Source organism: Bradyrhizobium sp. Tv2a-2, from assembly GCF_000472425.1.
Classification (GTDB): domain Bacteria; phylum Pseudomonadota; class Alphaproteobacteria; order Rhizobiales; family Xanthobacteraceae; genus Bradyrhizobium.
In genome coordinates this window covers 1-2,903 of the sequence record NZ_AXAI01000076.1, presented here as the reverse complement: position 1 = coordinate 2,903, position 2,903 = coordinate 1, and the positions used below count along the sequence as shown (strand labels likewise).

Here is a 2,903-nt window from a genome sequence, read left to right as displayed (position 1 = left end):
ATGCACCATCAAAGTCCGGGACTAAACACCTAGTTCGCACCCGTTATCTCGCGAATATGTGAAGAAGGTTCGGAGATTGCGAAGCTCAGTGGCCTATCCTTTCGAGTTGAGCCATGGGAAAGCGTCTGCCAATTTCTGCTGTGTTGCCTTGATGTCCAGTATGTAGCGGGCGGTTAGCGAGAACTCGTCCATGCCATTTACGATCATCTCGAGCCCCATTTCGTCAACGTTAAACGCTCCAATCGTCGTGTTGTCGATTTCGATGCATCTCGCGATAAGGTCAATCGCTACGGTCGTTGGATGCGAACGATCCAATTCGCCCACAATTTTCCCATACGTCGTCGCATCGACTGTCGCGGGCAGAAGTTGGTTCTTGTAGGCATTTTGCTCGAATATATCGGAGAAACTTCGCGCGATCACGGCCCGAAATCCGTAGTCCTGCAAGGCCCACGCGGCGACTTCGCGGGAGGATCCGCAGCCAAAATTCTCGCCAGCAACGAGAATTGGGGCTCCGGCGAATTGCCGTTTGTTGAGTACAAAGTCTGGCTTCGGTGAGCCGTCGGCGCTGAAGCGGACTTCGTAGAAGAGGATTTCGCTCAGTCGATCCCTTCCACCACCACTGATCCTCTTGTGAGGCGCGGCAGGGACGAGGGCGTCGGTATCGACGTTGTCCCAAAGGAGCGGAACAGCCGTGCCCCGGATGCTGGTGAGCTTCTCACTCATGCAAATGTCCTTATGTCGGTGATCGACCCGGTGACCGCCGCTGCAGCTACCATGGGCGGGCTCATCAGATGTGTGATTGCCCCGGGCCCTTGTCGGTTCTCGAAATTCCGGTTCGACGTTGAGGCGCATCGCTTTCCGCGTCCCACGACATCCGGTCCGAGCGAAGCGCAAAGCGAGCAGGCGGACTCGTGCCATTCGAAGCCCGCGCTGCGGAAAATCTGGTCAAGACCTTCCGCTTCGGCTTGCCGCTTCACACTCGAAGAGCCAGGTACGACGAGAGCGCGGACGGTTTCGGCAACCTTCCGCCCCTCGACCACGCGGGCGGCCGCCCGAAGATCAGATAACCGCGCGTTGGTACATGAACCGATGAATGCAACGTCAATAGGCGTACCCATGATGGGCTTTCCAGGCTGCAAATTGACGTAGGACAGCGCCCGTTCCCAACGAGATTGCTGTGCCCGGTTTCGAGCGTCGCTGGGCCGCGGGATAGGTCCATCGACCGCGATTGCATCCTCCGGGCTATTGCCCCAAGTGACCATCGGTGCGATCGAGCGCGCGTCAATCGAATATTCCTTGTCGTAGGTAGCGTCTTCGTCGCTGGCCAGATTTCGCCACTCGGCCACAGCGGCTTCAAAAACCGCGCCCTTCGGGGTTCTCGGCCGCCCCTCGAGATACGAAAGACGGCGTCATCCGGCGCGACAAACCCGATACGCGATCCGAATTCGATCGACAGATTGCAGAGCGTCATCCGCTCTTCCACTGTCAGTCCGCGAATAGCACCTCCGGCGTACTCGACCGCACAGCCGACGCCGCCATCTGTCGAAAAACGAGAGATGATCGCAAGTGCGATATCCTTTCCACTAACCCATGGGCTGAGCTTTCCGTCTATGGTCACGCGCAGAGTTTTCGGGCGCGGCAGCCAAAGAGCCTGATAGGCAAGGGAATGAGCGATTTCAGTACTGCCAATTCCGAAGGAGATCGCGCCAAGCGCCCCATTCGTGGACGTGTGGCTGTCGCCGCAAACGGCCGTCATCCCTGGAAGAATGGCGCCTTACTCAGCCGCGACCACATGGACGATCCCTTGGGACGGATCACCTAGGCCGAACAGCTTGATGCCCCGCTTCGTCACCTCCCGACGAAAGGAGCGGACTGTTGATGCCATGACGGGATAGCTCTCCTCAGTCCTGCCGGGAGCTGTCGCGACGGTGTGGTCTATGACGGCGAGAGTGCGGGCAGTGTCAGTCACCGGAAGATTCCGCTCGCGAAGTTGGTCGAAGGCCGGCAAAGACGTGATGTCGTGAAGAAAGACCCGATCGAGTGTCAGCAAATCTCTCGTCCCACGTGTTATGGCGGTGTGGGATTGCCAGATTTTGTCGAACAGGGTTCGTGGTGTCCTCATAGTGGCATCACCTTTTGGTTCCTCTTTCGGCAGGTCGTTAGTCTTCGGGAACATAGCCGGATGCTTGGACGATTTGGCTCCACCTTTGAAGGTCGGTGCTAACGAGCGACCGAAGCTCGTCAGGGCTTCCGCTTGTTGCCGTAAAGCCGAAGCTGGTGAATCCGTCGATGACCTTCTTCGCTTTCGTTGCGGTCCGCAGCACCTCGTTTACTCTTGTGAGCAGTCACGGTGGAAGTCCCGCAGGCGCGAAGACGCCGTACCATTCTTCGGCAACAAGGTCTTTGTATCCCAGTTCTTGCAGTGTGGGCACTTCGGGGAGGAATTGCGAACGGTGGTTTCCGGTGACGGCTAGAACGTGAATAAGTCCGGCGGATAGCTGAGGCAAGGTGGATGAAAGCACCGTCACGGCCGCAGGTAGGTGTCCAGCAATCACGTCTTGAATGAGAGGTGCGCCACCCTTGTACGGGACGTGGACGGGATCCACCCCCGCCGCACGCCAAAGCCTGTCGCCCGTGAAGTGTAACATTGAACCTGCACCCGGTGTACCAGAGGCTGCTTGACTTGGATTGGCTTTACACCAAGCAACGAAATCGGCGAGCGACTTGACGTCAGGCCCGACTCTTGAACCAACCGCAATCGCAAACGGAGCCGCGCAGACCGTCGTAATCGAAGTGAAATCCGCCAACGGATCGTAGATCAGGTTCTTATAGACCTGCGGATACAAGAGCTATGGCCGAAACTGGGTGATGACGGGTTGAGAGAGGCGGCGTATCGAGGCGGG

Annotated in this window: 2 protein-coding genes and 1 pseudogene; all 3 read right to left on the bottom strand. The window is 57.8% G+C overall.

What is annotated here, in order from left to right:
• Positions 1–93: 93 nt before the first annotated feature.
• Entirely contained in the window at positions 94–723 is a 630-nt protein-coding gene (gene leuD, locus A3AI_RS0141795) for a 3-isopropylmalate dehydratase small subunit (RefSeq protein ID WP_024521121.1), read from the bottom strand.
• Positions 720–2,122 (bottom strand): annotated as a pseudogene (leuC, locus tag A3AI_RS49110) (3-isopropylmalate dehydratase large subunit). Before leuC ends, leuD begins: the two are co-directional and overlap by 4 nt.
• 223 nt (positions 2,123–2,345) lie before the next feature.
• Positions 2,346–2,846: a tripartite tricarboxylate transporter substrate-binding protein gene (locus A3AI_RS47125; RefSeq protein WP_084801235.1), complete on the bottom strand. Its 501-nt coding sequence runs from the start codon at positions 2,844–2,846 to the stop codon at positions 2,346–2,348.
• Positions 2,847–2,903 lie beyond the last annotated feature (57 nt).

Excerpts from the sequence above, each read along its gene's own strand:
- leuD (WP_024521121.1), bottom strand. The coding sequence starts at position 723 with ATGAGTGAGAAGCTCACCAGCATCCGGGGCACGGCTGTTCCGCTCCTT.